This is a genomic window from Chryseosolibacter indicum, assembly GCF_018598585.1.
Taxonomy (GTDB): Bacteria; Bacteroidota; Bacteroidia; order Cytophagales; family Cyclobacteriaceae; genus Chryseosolibacter; species Chryseosolibacter indicus.
In genome coordinates, this window is the sequence record NZ_JAHESD010000033.1 from 24,384 (window position 1) to 36,366 (window position 11,983).

Sequence of the window (11,983 nt, forward strand, 5' to 3'; positions counted from 1 at the left end):
CAAGATGAAAGGAAAATCATTTATAGATATCCGCACATTGGTCCGGAAAAACATTCTAACCATGAAGCCATACTCATCAGCTAGAGATGAGTTTAAAGGAGAAGCTGAAGTCTTTCTTGACGCAAACGAAAATCCTTATCCTACACCATACAATAGATATCCTGATCCCCTTCAAAAAGAAGTAAAAGAGAAACTGGCAGCACTTAAAGGTGTAGATGCTTCACAGATATTTTTGGGCAATGGCAGTGATGAAGCTATAGACCTCCTTATCCGTGCATTCTGTGAGCCCAACCACGATTCCATACTTATTACTGAACCAACCTATGGGATGTACGCAGTTTGTGCCGACGTTAATGCAGTAAACATCCAACAAGTTCTGCTAACACCAGAATTTGACCTCGACCTGGATGCATTTCCCAATGCTTTTGATGCAACAACTAAAATAATTTTCCTTTGCAGCCCCAACAATCCTACAGGTAACTTATTAAGCAGAGATAAGATCATTGAAGTGTTAAATCGCTTCTATGGCCTTGTGGTTATTGATGAAGCTTACATCGATTTTTCGAACAGCAGAAGCTTTGTACAGGAATTGAAGAAGTATCCTAATCTTGTTGTACTTCAAACCTTTTCCAAAGCATGGGGGCTTGCAGGACTTCGTCTGGGTATGTGTTTCGCATCCGAAGAGATAATTTCAATTCTCAATAAGATAAAGTACCCTTACAACGTCAACATCCGAACACAGGAGCTTTCGCTGGAGGCGTTGGAAAATGCATACAAAAAAGACATTTGGGTAGATGAAATATTAAACCAGCGCGATAAGCTCATCAAAGCTTTAAAAGGTCTAAAAATTGTGGATAAAGTATACCCTACCGATTCCAATTTTATTCTTGTCAGGGTTCAGGATGCCAATGCTACATACCGTTACTTAACGGATAACAAAATAATCGTAAGGGATAGATCCCGTGTTTCCTTATGTTATAACTGTCTGCGTATCACCGTAGGAACACCTGAAGAAAATGAAACATTGATCAAAGCACTAAAACAATTATGAAGAAGGTACTTTTTATTGATAGAGATGGAACGCTAATAACTGAGCCACCTGATCAGCAAATCGACAGCCTGGAAAAATTAGAGTTCTACCCGGGTGTATTTTCTTCACTTTCGCGTATTGCTAAAGATTTAGATTATGAGTTGGTTATGGTCACAAATCAGGATGGACTAGGAACAGATAGTTTCCCCGAGAATACCTTCTGGCCAGCGCACGAAAAAATGATTAAAGCGTTTGAAAACGAAGGTATCATCTTTAGCAAAACATTCATAGACCGATCTTTTCCTCACGAAATGAAGTCAACCCGGAAGCCAGGAACAGGAATGCTTACCGAATTCTTTTCAAAGGAATACGATCTCAAAAATTCATATGTCATTGGCGATAGAGCTACCGATGTTGAGCTCGCAAAGAACCTGGGTGCAAAGGCTATCTTAATTAACAATGGAAGCTTGTCAGAAAAAATTATTGAGCTACAACTCGAGGATTATTGCTCACTAACAACAACGTCATGGAATGAGATTTACAAGCTCCTGAGTAAGCCTCAACGAAGTGCTTCTGTAGCAAGAACTACCAAGGAAACGGATATTAACATAGAAGTTAACCTTGATGGAAATGGAAAATCTTCCATTAATACCGGGTTAGGTTTTTTTGATCATATGCTTGATCAGTTGGCAAGGCACGGAAATCTTGATCTTGTTGTTAACGTAAAAGGAGATTTGCACATTGATGAACATCATACTATTGAAGATACTGCCCTCGCCCTTGGTGACGCATTTATAAAAGCATTGGTTGACAAAAAAGGAATAGAACGTTATGGCTTCTGCCTTCCTATGGATGATTGCCTCGCACGAGTAGCTATAGATTTTGGAGGAAGGCCATGGCTCGTCTGGGAAGCCGAATTTAAACGCGAGAAGATTGGTGAAATGCCCACTGAAATGTTCTATCATTTTTTTAAGTCCTTCTCTGATACAGCAAAATGTAACCTCAATATTAAAGCGGAAGGAAATAATGAACATCATAAAATCGAAGCTATTTTTAAGGCCTTCGCGAAATCAATCAAAATGGCAGTAAAGAAAGAAGGGAATCAATTGCCATCAACCAAAGGAATTCTATGAACCTCGTATTAATAAAATATAATGCAGGAAATATTCAATCGGTAAGCTTCGCCCTTGAACGCTTAGGCATAAGCTTCAATATAACTGATGATGCAGAGCAAATCCGCAAAGCAGATAAAGTAATTTTTCCTGGCGTAGGTGAAGCAAGTACTACAATGACTTTTCTAAAAGAAAAGAAATTAGACCAACTGATAAAATCATTAACGCAGCCCGTACTTGGTGTTTGCTTAGGCATGCAGTTGATGTGCCGGTTCTCGGAAGAAAATAACACACCCTGCCTGGGTATATTTGATGAAGACGTGAAGCGGTTTATTCCTGAAAGCACCATGAAGGTTCCGCACATGGGTTGGAATAAATTGCTCTTGAGGGAAGACTCCTGGCTCAACCCTGAGCTATCAGACCAATACGTATATTTTGTTCACAGTTTTTATGTTCCGGTCAACCGATACACATCGGCTCTAACAGACTACATCAATCCCTTTAGTGCAGCTTTAAAAAAAGATAATTTTTATGGAGTCCAATTTCATCCGGAAAAGTCAGCTTCAACTGGTGAACTGGTTTTAAAAAGCTTCTTAGATTTATGAGAATAATACCCGCTATAGATATTATTGATGGCAAATGCGTTCGCCTTACACAAGGAGATTATCAGCAAAAAAAGATTTACAACGAAAACCCCGTTGAAGTAGCCCAAAGCTTCGAGCAGGCCGGACTAAAATATCTTCACCTTGTAGACCTCGATGGAGCCAGGGCAGGAAGAGTAACTAACTGGAAAGTAGTTGAAGAAATTTCATCAAAAACAAAGTTGATTATCGATTTTGGTGGTGGTATAAAAACTGATGAGGAGGTAAAAAATTTGTTCGATCTTGGCGTAGCGCAGGTAAACCTCGGAAGCATTGCCGTAAAAGAACCTGACAAAGTAATATCATGGAGTAAGAAATATGGGGCAGAAAAATTGATCCTAGGTGCTGATGTTAAAGATGAAATTATTGCAATACATGGATGGCAGGAAAAATCACAACTAACAATTGATGACTTCATAAGCAACTTTCAAAAACATCAACTCAATCATATTACATGTACCGACATTAGTACCGATGGTACTTTAAAAGGACCAAACATCGGCTTATATCAGCATCTCATAACCAACTATAGCAGCATAAAACTTATTGCAAGTGGTGGAGTTGGATCCTTTGAGGATCTTCAAACACTACAATCAATCGGTGTCTTCGGGGTCATTATTGGCAAAGCAATCTACGAAGGCAAATTAAACCTTAAACAACTTGTAACTCTTTAGGAATGCTTACAAAGAGAATAATACCTTGTCTTGATATTAAGGACGGACGCACAGTAAAAGGGATTAATTTTTTAAACATAAGAGACGCGGGCGATCCGGTTGAGCTTGGTTCTTTATATGCACAACACGGTGCTGATGAATTAGTATTTCTCGATATATCGGCCACCAACGAAAAAAGAAAAACTTTCGCTTCCCTTGTAAAAGATATTGCGCGTCATATAAATATACCCTTTACAGTAGGCGGTGGTATAAGCAGCGTGCAGGATGTCGCCCCGCTGCTTGAAGCTGGCGCTGACAAGGTTAGTATTAACTCAGCTGCTGTAAGAAATCCGAAGCTTATTGATGATCTTTCCAGAGCATTTGGTTCACAATGCATCGTTCTTGCAATAGACGCAAGAACCGTTAATGATAATTGGTTAGTACATACAAATGGAGGCAGGCAGGCAACCGATATCCGGTTGTTTCCGTGGGCAAAAGAAGGCCAGGAAAGAGGTGCAGGTGAAATACTCTTCACAAGTATGGACCATGATGGAACCAAGGCCGGCTTTGCAACTGAAGCCTTGAACGCGCTTCACAACCTTCTTAATATTCCGGTAATTGCATCTGGCGGTGCGGGTAATAAAGAACATTTTGTTGAAGCTTTTACTAAAGGGAAAGCGGATGCAGCGCTTGCTGCCAGCATATTTCATTTCCGTGAAGTAGACATCCCGGATTTAAAATTGTTTCTTAAAAATAATGGAGTTAATGTAAGGCTATAATTTTGTTAAAGAATGATAATTACTGATAATATAGATTTTCAGAAACTAAATGGTCTTGTTCCCTGCATTGTTCAGGACGCTAACACAAAAAATGTCCTAATGCTTGGCTTCATGAACGAAGAAGCTTTCAATAAGACAATCCGCGAAAAAAGGGTAACTTTCTATAGTCGCACTAAAAATCGCCTCTGGACTAAAGGAGAAACTTCGGGTAATTTTCTTGAAGTACATGATATTTTAGTTGACTGCGACAGTGACTCAATACTAATTAAAGCGCACCCTATTGGTCCCGTATGTCACACAGGGGCTGATACATGCTTCAACGAATCCAACAAAGATTTTTCTCTCCTCACGTTAGAGTCAATCATTCAAGACAGAAAAAAGAATCCCAAAAAAGGTTCTTATACAACTTCCCTTTTTGAATCAGGAATTAATAAAATAGCACAGAAGGTTGGAGAAGAAGCAGTAGAGATAGTGATAGAAGCAAAGGATAACAATAAAGAATTATTTCTTAATGAAAGTGCTGACCTGCTTTATCATTTCCTGGTACTACTTGTACAAAAAGGCTTCTCGCTTTCAGATGTTGTAGAAATACTTAAAAAAAGGCACAGCAAATAGCCTAGTCATTAATAACAATACTTTCACCTTTCGGGAAAATCTTGATATAAGAAAGCTTATAGGTAATTGTTTTTTGCCTTTTAACCACAGAATACTCACCCTCTATTAATTCGGGCGATTCATTAACCATTGAGAAATTAATTACTTCACCACTTGGCTCTGTATGATGGTAAATAAAACCCTTACCTTCTGCAATGCTATTAAGATCTCCCACTATGGGGTATTTCTTATCATCCTTATAACTTAAAGATACTTCAATAAAATCGCGTTTAGTACCCATCCGGTCTTTCATTATAGCTACGCGGGCATAATTTTCTTTACGTTCTACAATCTTTGATTTTTCTTGAGAAGATAACAGCCCTTTCCCCGTCTTTGAGATAACACAGGAAACAGAATAAATACCTTCTACAGCATGGGTTGATTCCTTCAGAAAATATCTTCTCATCATATTTTCTAAATCAACTTGCTCGTATTGATACTTCTTTTTAGAAAAAAAACGTGTGCTTTTACCTTGTGCATGGGCTTGGGTAAATAAAAAAACAAATAGCAGAACAATGTAAATATTTCGCATAACGAGGTTTAAAACATAATGCGTGTCTTCCAAATCGCCTTTACAGCTTTAAATTAAACAATGCCATAGCGATAAAATATTGGTAATTTGTAAACACAACAATTCCAGGATACGATTTACAACTTTTTTATTCCCAATTCAATACCGCAAATCGAATTAATGCTCATTAGAATTTTCTCCTTCAAAGTATTAAGTAACAATACGCTTGCCATTTTTAATTACAGTTTTTATTTCGTTTAAATAATCTACTCCTGCACCTTTAAAAAAGGGTAGAAATAACGTTACCAACACCATGTTTGGTTTTCATTTAGTGTATTACCATGAATTTCTTGCCGATATTATGTAAATTTGTATAAGTCGGGCCTTAATCTTATCTAATGCAAATTCTGCATAAACTTGTATACACAGGGATAGGTTTTGCCAGAAATGCTTCCGAAAGAAGAAGCATTTACCTCTGCAACCTCCTTAGTGTAATTCTGTTTTTGTTAGGTATACTACTTTTTACATTATACTACCTGTGGTACGATTGGAGTGTAATTACCGCTACAATACCAGCAATTGCTGTACTATGCCTCTCCTCCATTCTTCTCAACTACTTTAACCTTTCGGCTCTTAGCAGAACCTGGCTTTGTTTGGTAATTCCGGTTACCACAATGGCATTATCAATATATTCAAAAAATATCTACTTCTATAGACAGGAAGAACTCGACTACTTTAGCTTTAGATTCATTATTTTATCAAGTAGCGTTTTCCCTTCCATTTTTTTTTCTATCAGGGAAAAAAGATTCCTTTTCGGCGTATCAATCTTAAACTATTTAATCCTTATTTTATTTGATCCGCTCCACCAGGCATTTAATGTCCCTTATTCAAAACATGATATGCTCAAAGAGTCAAATTATTATTTCATCAACGTGGTGGTTACCATTACGTATGCAATAATGGTTGGTGCAGTACTTTTCCTGAAAAGAATCTCCGAAGAAAACGAAATCAAAACGGAAGCCCTTATAAACGACCTCCATAAGATCAACAACGAACTTCTCAGTAAGAATAAAGAAATTGAAATCCAGAATCAGGAGATTACAGCCCAAACTGAGAATTTAAATGCCAGTCAAACAAAGTTACAGGAAGCCTACCAGCTTATAGAACAACAAAAAGAAAGGCTGTTAAAAACAAACAACGACCTTTCAAGCGAACTCGTAACAATTAATAACAACCTTACAAAAACAAATAACGAGTTAATCAAGCACAATAATGAGTTGCGCCAGTTCTCTTACACGGTGTCTCACAATCTTCGCGGCCCTGTTGCGAGTTTAGGAGGACTTATCAATCTCATCAGCAAAGAAAATCTCAGTAAAGAGAATACAGAAATCTTCAGTCACATCAATAGTTCTGTTCAACGACTGGATAGTATCATTAAAGACCTGTCTAATATTATTGATATCCGCCACGACTTGTTCAACATAAGACAAAAGATAGATCTTGACAAAGAAGTTTCAGAAATAATCGAAATACATAAAAAAGAAATAAATCAACTGGGCATTTCCATTAAAACAAATTTCAGCCAGTGTACAGAAATTTTTTCAGTAAAGCCGATGCTACACAGCATCTTATATAATCTCATAACAAATGCAATAAAATACAGGTCGCATGAACGGCCTCCTGAGATTAACATCTCCTGTCACTATAATGAAAATCATTTCATTATACATGTTAAAGATAATGGGTTAGGTATTGATTTAAAAAGTCATAAAGACAACTTGTTTAGGCTATATAAAAGATTTCACTATCACACTGAAGGAAGAGGTTTGGGCTTATACCTCGTAAAACTGCAGACAGAAATACTAGGTGGCCATATCGAAGTTGAAAGTGAAGTTAACCGCTTTACTAAATTCACTGTGTATCTTGCTAAGCCAATTAATATAGATAGACAAATACTTCACGAAAGTAAGTATGCAAGCATTTTCTACGATGCAACACTTGATTCAACAGGCGTTATATGGAATGGGCCTGTACCCGGAAACGAGTATAGAAACATTTTTGCAAAATGTGTTGAGTTCTTTAAAGTCTACAGTACCCCTAATTACATAACCGATCTGAGAAATCAGGGTCATGTAGGAAAGGAAGACCAACAGTGGGCATTTGAAACGATGATTCCGGAAGCCGCCCGCTACGGTATAAAAAAAGTTGCAGCAATCGGAATATCAGATGCATATGCTGATGAAAACATCAAAGATTACTACCTGGGAATACATAATAATCTTCTCAAATTTGGTGTTGAATTCAGGTTTTTTCCTTCCGTAGAAGAGGCGTCGCTGTGGATGGTGAAATCAAAAAGTTAAAACGTGGGGCACCTTAAATGGAACATCTTATTGAACTAGATAAAAAATTTTTTCTTCTCTTAAATAGTTTACACAGCGAAGAACTCGATCAAGTAATGATGTACATATCCCAAACTATTATTTGGGTACCCCTATACTTGTTACTGCTTTTTTTAATTTTAAGAAAATACAGGAATGATAGTTGGCTTCCCCTGTTGGGAATTTTAATAACTATAGTTATTGCTGATCAGTTTGCCAGTGGTGTTTTAAAACCGATAACACAGCGATTACGTCCATCACGCGAACCTTCCCTGGAAGGTCTGGTTCACATCGTCAACGGATACAAAGGTGGCAAGTACGGCTTTGCCTCAAGCCATGCCGCCAATACATTTGGCCTCGCTACTTTTATATGGCTCATCTTCAGAGAGAATTTAAAATGGTGCTTGCTTTTATTTATCTGGGCAGCTGTCGTAAGCTACTCACGCATCTATTTAGGTGTTCATTACCCTGGAGATATCGTTGCAGGTATACTCATTGGTGTTCTCGCAGCTTTTGCAGGATTTAAGTTTACGCAATGGCTGGGCAACATTACCAAACGTAAAAATTCAGTTACCTGATTTCTCTAATAATCGTTTAACATACTTTCCAATAATGTCAAACTCCAGGTTAACTGTATCACCTTTCTTCAGCTCATGAAAATTAGTATGTTCATAAGTATAAGGAATAATTGCTACCCTAAACGCATTTACCCTGCTATTGAAGCATGTTAAGCTCACGCCATTTACAGCAATAGAACCCTTCTCAACAGTAATATTACCAGAAGACGTATCATACTCAAAGTCATAAAGCCAGCTTCCGTTTTCATTTTGTACAGATGTAACCAAAGCCGTTTGGTCTACATGCCCCTGCACAATATGGCCATCAAACCTTCCGTTGTTAACCATGCAACGCTCCAGGTTTATTTTACTTCCACGCTTCAGTCCACCAAGGCTTGATTTCTTTAATGTTTCATCAACGGCAGTTACCCAATAATCATCAGATTCTATCTTTATAATGGTAAGACAAACGCCATTATGAGAAACGCTTTGATCTATTTTTAATGCTGGTGTAATAGCACTTCTGATTTTAAAATGACGGTTAGTTCCCTCATCCTTTATTTCGAGAAGCTCCCCCACCGTTTCAATAATTCCTGTAAACATTCCTTAAAAGTTTGCACAAACTTAAGCATTGTTCTGCATACTGCGCTTGCCAGGGTCTAGTCCCGTTAAGAAAAATACCAGTCAACCTCGATTAAAACATTATGCTTAATTCTGATGTTTTTATTTCTATTAAACATTAAAACATCTAGCTTAAAACTTTAATTCAACAATATGGAATTTGGCCGGGTATCACAAGAAACGCTTGACAGTGTAGATTTTAAACTACCGCCTGACAATGCTGAAACTTTAAAACTCCTTCAGGCGCACAAAAGGAATGTACCCACAGAAATTTTTATTGGATGTGCGAAGTGGGGCAGAAAAGACTGGGTAGGTAAAATCTATCCGAAAGGAACAAAGGAAGGAGACTTTTTAAATCACTACGCCAGGCACTTTAACAGCATAGAATTAAATGCAACCTTTTATAGGATACCAACTTTCGCTCAAACAAACGGATGGAAAAGTAAAGTAGGAAAAGACTTTAGATTCTGCCCCAAATTTACTGACCAGATCTCCCATATCAGAAGACTTAAAGAAACACAAAAACAAGTTGATCAATTCCTGGAAGGAATCTCCGGGTTTGGTGACAACCTAGGCCCCGTCTTTCTTATGCCTCACCCGGGCATGGGACCGAAAACTATAGATACGATCGAAGCTTTTGTAAAATCTTTACCGAAAGATATCAAGCTGTTTATCGAGTTAAGGCATGCCCAATGGTTTGCTGATGCCGAAGCATCAAAAGCTGTTTTCAGCATGCTCGAAGAAAACAACGTAGGCACCATCATCACCGATGCCTCCGGAAGAAGAGATTGTGTTCACATGCGGCTCACAACACCAGAAGCTTTTATCCGGTTTGTGGGTAACGGCCTCCATCCTACTGACTATATGCGTGTTGATGATTGGGTGCAACGAATAAAAACATGGATGGAAAACGGAGCACAAGCCATTTACTTTTTCATGCATCAGCATGAAGAAATACACTCGCCCGAATTATGTAAATATGTTATCGAACAAGTGAACATGCACTGCCACACCAACATCCCTGTACCGCAGTTCATAGGCAACGATCCGTTATTCGTATAACTATTGTTTAATAACTTCTTCAACGCTCTCTTTTCATTAATAAAACTAAATTCAGCCTTTTTTTGAGGTTTCTTTTCTTCGGAAACCAGTTTTTGACTTAAAGTAGTTAACCTACTGAAAAGCAATAGAATAGCATTAGATTGACTGGGAAATGACTCCTGCATGCTTACGGTGATGTTGGGTTACAATCGTTTTGACCGAAGGATACCGGGGATATACCGGAGTCATCCCCCAGGCACTCTGATGGGTTACTAGTGGGAAACTTATAGCTTACAGCGAGCTATTAACGCTTACAACACAATTTTTGGGTGATCATGAATATAGTGCCGCATCATTTGATGAGATAATATTAACTCTCCAAAAATAGATATAACGAATTAAATGAGGCTAACCGCTAACAGAAGCTATAACAATTGTGGATTTGGTGTTTAAATAAAGTTCGTATCCATTTATCTAGCATTCTCTATTCCAGTAGTAACTGTACTGCAATTATACCCTACTAATACAATGTATTCTTCAAAATAAGAACAGCATCACTATTAAATTGCCGACGACCGAAAAGAACCTCATTGCCTACTTCATTGAAATTAAACGCCCCAAGGAAGATATCAATGTCATTATCATTATCGTAATCTCCAGCTTCCATCACCAGCCATCGGCCGCGTATGGTTTCAGGAACAACCGAAGCTTTAAATTGAAGATTACCGGTATTCTCGAAATAGACGAAGTTCTGTTCAGGACGGGTCTTATAATCAGGAAAAAATGAAATCGCTGCGATGTCTAAATCACCATCATTATCAAAATCACGCGCCACGGCCTGTGATACCCCTGGCATAGCATGTGTCCAAACTTCTTTAAAGTTATTCTTCTGATCATTTTGAAAGATGCGCACTGCGTGATAAGGCTTTTGTATCATAGAGAAGTCTGCGTTATCACCATTCGTGGTAAGTATATCCAGATATCCATCACCATTAAAATCAGCAGTCTCAAAATAATTAGATCCATACACGGGTGGGAAACGGAGAATGATTTTTTCATTAAAATCCATCTTTCCATGATTATAAAATATCGACAGCTTCTCATCGCCTTGCGCCATTAACGCCATTACATCAACAAAGCCATCGTTATTAAAATCGTTTAGAAATACCTTACGTGCACCTGCAAGCGGATAAAGAACAAACTTCTCAAATTTTCCGTTAGGTTTTCCTTTATATACAATCAGCCCGCCCGTATAATTACCAAAGTTGCATACTACAAAATCATCAATACCATCCTTATCAAAATCAGCTTGCTCGAAGAACACCGGACGTTTTAATGAATCAAGCATCTGGCGTTGTTCCTTCATGTTGTCTGACAATTGAATCAGTTTTCCCTTGACCTGATCATTAGGGTCCATCCTGCCCATTAAGCCAACAGCCATATCGTTAGCCCTTATTTTCAAGTCGGCCGGTGTGCTTGGCAATTGTGTTGAGTCAAGAATCTTTTGTGTATGATTTGTCTTGTACAACATGCCCAGGCGTGTGCCTACATACAACGCCTGATGTCCGGAGTCATACTTCAACAGGGTAATGAAAGGCAGCTTAATAGATGATAGGGCCAGTGTACGAAACAGGTGAAGTGTATCATCAACATTTTTAATGGGTATAGAAAGTGCGTCAGGTCCTTTACTTACATAATACTCCGTTATCAGTTTCCAATCTCCGTCTGATACCATTTGCTGAGCGGGTATCGAACTTAATATAGCAAGGGCATCCTCTTGCCCGAAATCAGAGAGTCGTCTATGTTCTTTAAAGCCCATTCTGAAAGCCATTTGTGGCAACACACTCTTGGCCCATGTTTCTTTATCAAGCAATTCAGGCGAAGGAAAAAGATGACAGCTACTGCAATATATTTTAGCCAGGTTCTCTGACTTTTTATCTGACATGAAAGATTAGCAATACAAATAATTATGAAACAACAGATGCCTAAAGCACTAGATCTTCCCA

General features: G+C 38.2%; 12 protein-coding genes. 9 read left to right on the top strand and 3 right to left on the bottom strand.

The window, feature by feature from the left end:
* Positions 1 to 4 precede the first annotated feature (4 nt).
* From hisC to hisIE, 6 genes are read left to right on the top strand one after another with little or no spacing between them, the layout of a single operon-like run.
* Complete coding sequence (gene hisC, locus KK060_RS14615; protein ID WP_254154496.1) at positions 5 to 1,051, top strand: histidinol-phosphate transaminase; 1,047 nt, start codon at positions 5 to 7, stop codon at positions 1,049 to 1,051.
* Positions 1,048 to 2,163, top strand: a complete 1,116-nt coding sequence (hisB, locus tag KK060_RS14620) for a bifunctional histidinol-phosphatase/imidazoleglycerol-phosphate dehydratase HisB (protein WP_254154497.1) — start codon at positions 1,048 to 1,050, stop codon at positions 2,161 to 2,163. The genes hisC and hisB overlap by 4 nt, the downstream gene beginning before the upstream one ends.
* Positions 2,160 to 2,747 carry an imidazole glycerol phosphate synthase subunit HisH gene (gene hisH / locus KK060_RS14625; RefSeq protein WP_254154498.1) on the top strand — a complete coding sequence of 196 codons (588 nt, stop codon included), beginning with the start codon at positions 2,160 to 2,162 and terminating at the stop codon, positions 2,745 to 2,747. Before hisB ends, hisH begins: the two co-directional genes overlap by 4 nt.
* On the top strand, positions 2,744 to 3,457 hold the full coding sequence (gene hisA, locus KK060_RS14630) for a 1-(5-phosphoribosyl)-5-[(5-phosphoribosylamino)methylideneamino]imidazole-4-carboxamide isomerase (protein ID WP_254154499.1): 714 nt from the start codon (positions 2,744 to 2,746) through the stop codon (positions 3,455 to 3,457). Before hisH ends, hisA begins: the two co-directional genes overlap by 4 nt.
* A gap of 2 nt (positions 3,458 to 3,459) precedes the next feature.
* Positions 3,460 to 4,215 carry an imidazole glycerol phosphate synthase subunit HisF gene (hisF, locus tag KK060_RS14635; protein WP_254154500.1) on the top strand — a complete coding sequence of 252 codons (756 nt, stop codon included), beginning with the start codon at positions 3,460 to 3,462 and terminating at the stop codon, positions 4,213 to 4,215.
* 12 nt (positions 4,216 to 4,227) lie between these two features.
* Entirely contained in the window at positions 4,228 to 4,830 is a 603-nt protein-coding gene (gene hisIE, locus KK060_RS14640) for a bifunctional phosphoribosyl-AMP cyclohydrolase/phosphoribosyl-ATP diphosphatase HisIE (RefSeq protein ID WP_254154501.1), read from the top strand.
* A gap of 1 nt (position 4,831) precedes the next feature.
* Here hisIE and KK060_RS14645 read toward each other — a convergent pair whose 3' ends face one another.
* The gene (locus KK060_RS14645; protein ID WP_254154502.1) at positions 4,832 to 5,401 is read right to left on the bottom strand and encodes a hypothetical protein; all 570 of its coding nucleotides are present in this window, start codon (positions 5,399 to 5,401) and stop codon (positions 4,832 to 4,834) included.
* Between the two features lie 377 nt (positions 5,402 to 5,778).
* On the opposite strand from KK060_RS14645, the gene KK060_RS14650 reads away from it, so the two are divergent.
* Both KK060_RS14650 and KK060_RS14655 read left to right on the top strand, forming a co-directional pair.
* Positions 5,779 to 7,740, top strand: a complete 1,962-nt coding sequence (locus KK060_RS14650; RefSeq protein WP_254154503.1) for a sensor histidine kinase — start codon at positions 5,779 to 5,781, stop codon at positions 7,738 to 7,740.
* Between the two features lie 17 nt (positions 7,741 to 7,757).
* A complete protein-coding gene (locus KK060_RS14655; protein WP_254154504.1) occupies positions 7,758 to 8,336 on the top strand; it encodes a phosphatase PAP2 family protein in 579 nt (192 codons plus the stop codon).
* Here KK060_RS14655 and KK060_RS14660 read toward each other — a convergent pair.
* The gene (locus KK060_RS14660; RefSeq protein WP_254154505.1) at positions 8,325 to 8,918 is read right to left on the bottom strand and encodes a riboflavin synthase; all 594 of its coding nucleotides are present in this window, start codon (positions 8,916 to 8,918) and stop codon (positions 8,325 to 8,327) included. The two genes, KK060_RS14655 and KK060_RS14660, sit on opposite strands and share 12 nt — an antisense overlap.
* Before the next feature lie 171 nt (positions 8,919 to 9,089).
* Between KK060_RS14660 and KK060_RS14665 the strand changes: the two genes are divergently transcribed.
* Positions 9,090 to 9,998: a DUF72 domain-containing protein gene (locus tag KK060_RS14665; RefSeq protein WP_254154506.1), complete on the top strand. Its 909-nt coding sequence runs from the start codon at positions 9,090 to 9,092 to the stop codon at positions 9,996 to 9,998.
* Between the two features lie 499 nt (positions 9,999 to 10,497).
* On the opposite strand, the gene KK060_RS14670 is transcribed toward KK060_RS14665, so the two are convergent.
* Positions 10,498 to 11,922 carry an FG-GAP repeat domain-containing protein gene (locus KK060_RS14670; RefSeq protein ID WP_254154507.1) on the bottom strand — a complete coding sequence of 475 codons (1,425 nt, stop codon included), beginning with the start codon at positions 11,920 to 11,922 and terminating at the stop codon, positions 10,498 to 10,500.
* Between the last annotated feature and the right edge of the window lie 61 nt (positions 11,923 to 11,983).

Bases quoted from the DNA above. Each gene is read 5' to 3' on its own strand.
- hisC (WP_254154496.1), top strand. From the start codon at position 5: ATGAAAGGAAAATCATTTATAGATATCCGCACATTGGTCCGGAAAAAC.
- hisB (WP_254154497.1), top strand. From the start codon at position 1,048: ATGAAGAAGGTACTTTTTATTGATAGAGATGGAACGCTAATAACTGAG.
- hisH (WP_254154498.1), top strand. From the start codon at position 2,160: ATGAACCTCGTATTAATAAAATATAATGCAGGAAATATTCAATCGGTA.
- hisA (WP_254154499.1), top strand. From the start codon at position 2,744: ATGAGAATAATACCCGCTATAGATATTATTGATGGCAAATGCGTTCGC.
- hisF (WP_254154500.1), top strand. From the start codon at position 3,460: ATGCTTACAAAGAGAATAATACCTTGTCTTGATATTAAGGACGGACGC.
- hisIE (WP_254154501.1), top strand. From the start codon at position 4,228: ATGATAATTACTGATAATATAGATTTTCAGAAACTAAATGGTCTTGTT.
- KK060_RS14645 (WP_254154502.1), bottom strand. From the start codon at position 5,401: ATGCGAAATATTTACATTGTTCTGCTATTTGTTTTTTTATTTACCCAA.
- KK060_RS14650 (WP_254154503.1), top strand. From the start codon at position 5,779: ATGCAAATTCTGCATAAACTTGTATACACAGGGATAGGTTTTGCCAGA.
- KK060_RS14655 (WP_254154504.1), top strand. From the start codon at position 7,758: ATGGAACATCTTATTGAACTAGATAAAAAATTTTTTCTTCTCTTAAAT.
- KK060_RS14660 (WP_254154505.1), bottom strand. From the start codon at position 8,918: ATGTTTACAGGAATTATTGAAACGGTGGGGGAGCTTCTCGAAATAAAG.
- KK060_RS14665 (WP_254154506.1), top strand. From the start codon at position 9,090: ATGGAATTTGGCCGGGTATCACAAGAAACGCTTGACAGTGTAGATTTT.
- KK060_RS14670 (WP_254154507.1), bottom strand. From the start codon at position 11,922: ATGTCAGATAAAAAGTCAGAGAACCTGGCTAAAATATATTGCAGTAGC.